The organism is Arenibacter latericius DSM 15913 (assembly GCF_000424985.1).
GTDB classification, from domain to species: Bacteria; Bacteroidota; Bacteroidia; order Flavobacteriales; family Flavobacteriaceae; genus Arenibacter; species Arenibacter latericius.
Window position 1 is genome coordinate 1 of record NZ_AUKX01000097.1, and the last position, 1,734, is coordinate 1,734.

General features: G+C 30.6%; 2 protein-coding genes. Both read left to right on the plus strand.

The genetic code is table 11. From position 1 onward, the window contains the following. Positions 1 to 190 precede the first annotated feature (190 nt). Complete coding sequence (locus tag H344_RS0116735; RefSeq protein WP_240485016.1) at positions 191 to 739, plus strand: hypothetical protein; 549 nt, start codon at positions 191 to 193, stop codon at positions 737 to 739. Between the two features lie 228 nt (positions 740 to 967). After that, on the plus strand, positions 968 to 1,474 hold the full coding sequence (locus tag H344_RS0116740; RefSeq protein ID WP_316929567.1) for a VOC family protein: 507 nt from the start codon (positions 968 to 970) through the stop codon (positions 1,472 to 1,474). Positions 1,475 to 1,734: the final 260 nt, after the last annotated feature.

Here is a 1,734-nt window from a genome sequence, read left to right on the forward strand (position 1 = left end):
GTAAAACAACAGAGATTTACACCCATGTGGCTACAAACACTTTTAAAAACATAAAAAATCCACTAGATTAGTGGTGTAGACAAAATGGATATATAAACACTAGTAATCATACACAATTGTTGCCATACATTTGAAAAAAATCATCTTCATATCGACAATTTTTCTGATTTTAAGTTGTGAAAAGAACACAATGGAAATCCGATATTATCGATCTGATCAATCAATTTCAATTGAAAGATCAAAATTTATTGGACTTGACACAACCAAATTGAATTTTCGACAGATTACCGAGGAATTATTAGATTTTAATGATCACGACAAAAAAGTAGTTGTCGAATTTTTGGACGGAAAAATTAAAAAAAGAGTCATTCCTTATTTATATGGTCTGGGGTACATTAGAGAGAAAAATGTTTTAAAAATTAAATCTGACTCGATTCTCATTGACGACAATTACCCAATTAGCGAACTAAAATGGATTTTAAAAAGGCATTATTTAAATAAAGGTGAAATCGCATACTATTCTGAATCACCAAAAAGGGCCTTAGTATTAATTACAATTGATTCAAGTAAGAATGGAAAGGAACTGAAAGAAATTCTGACTAAACTAACCCGTACTTTTGACGAAATCAAGATTGAAATAAAAGATACGATTGAATTAAGAGTTTTCTTCGACTATTTAAGACAAATGCCTAAGTATCCAATACCTCCGAAACCACTAAAAATTGAGATTGCAAAGTAAAAACGTATGGCAACACCGTATAAAATTAATTGCTTTATGCGCGTTTTTAGAACGAAAAGAGTAGGAGTGTTGTAGTTTGTATTAATTCATTAAATTTAACGCAAAGAAACCGCAACTAATCTTATACAAACACGTTGTGCGTCAGCTGAAAAAAAACGACATTTCTTGTTATAAGATAATTAAGAATTGAATTTTTGGCAGTAAATTGTCAGCAAAATAATATGAAAAATGAATAAACTAATTCTAACAATTTCGATTTCAATACTTATTGTAAGTTGCAACTCGAAAACTGAAAAAACCAACGATATGGCAAAAAATAATGAACAAACGGACAAGCCAGTTTCTAAAGTTGATAATACACCAAAAGTAACTGGAGTTGGCGGAATTTTCTTTTATTCCGAAAACTTGAAAGAAACTCAAAAATGGTACTCTGAAAATTTAGGAATTGAAATGAATGATTGGGGTTCTTCGAGTTTTGACAGCAGAGATTTAAATAATCCTGAACAAATAAACTCACTTCAATGGAAACCGTTTAAAAAAGGGGACAAATATTTTTCACCATCCAAAAAGGAATTTATGATTAATTACCAAGTTCAGAATATTGAGGGACTTGTAAAAAAACTTAAAGAAAACGGAGTAACTTTACTTGACAGTATTGAGACTTACGACTATGGAAAATTTGTTCATATTTTGGACAAAGAGGGAAATAAAATTGAATTATGGGAACCAATTTAAACCGAAAAAATTAGTTGAAAAAAAGCCGAACGCACAACATCGTGTAAAATTAATTGCTAGTTCTAGCCTACTTACGAATATTCCTGCGGAATATTCTATTCGGTTTTTATTTGCTAAATTAGTTACTTAAAAACGCAACTAATCTTACACAAAACCGTTGGCCATAATTATACAATGAGACCGAGAAGCTTAAAATTATTCAAAAAGAAAAAGGGAATTCATCTCAATCCTGACCAATGGGTCGGGATTTTTTTGACGGG

Excerpts from the sequence above, each read along its gene's own strand:
- H344_RS0116735 (WP_240485016.1), top strand. The coding sequence starts at position 191 with ATGGAAATCCGATATTATCGATCTGATCAATCAATTTCAATTGAAAGA.
- H344_RS0116740 (WP_316929567.1), top strand. The coding sequence starts at position 968 with ATGAATAAACTAATTCTAACAATTTCGATTTCAATACTTATTGTAAGT.